This window comes from Pseudoalteromonas sp. HM-SA03, from assembly GCF_002289345.1.
Lineage (GTDB): Bacteria > Pseudomonadota > Gammaproteobacteria > Enterobacterales > Alteromonadaceae > Pseudoalteromonas.
Window position 1 is genome coordinate 1 of sequence record NZ_NSDG01000150.1, and the last position, 255, is coordinate 255.

Consider the following 255-nt stretch of genomic DNA (forward strand, 5'->3'; position numbering starts at 1 on the left):
TCATCGAGGTAGCGAATGAGTTTCGGCCACTGCCTTAGCGTATAGTGGACGGCCTCGCCCAGCTTCGATTTTGGTACCACCGTTTGTGCTGATTTATCTAACCAGGTTTTAAACTGGGCCAGCAGCGGTGCGCTTTGTTGTACCCGTGCAGCCTGCCGCTCTTCTGCGCTTGCTGTTTTGTTTGCAGTCTCAACTCGATATAACTTTTGAATATGGTTGAGCGCCCAGTTCGCTTTACCAGTTTTACCCTTGGCC

At 51.0% G+C, this 255-nt stretch carries 1 protein-coding gene; it reads right to left on the reverse strand.

From position 1 onward, the window contains the following. Window positions 1-255: transposase (locus tag CKO50_RS23105; RefSeq protein WP_141240179.1), on the reverse strand; the 255-nt coding region annotated here is incomplete at both ends.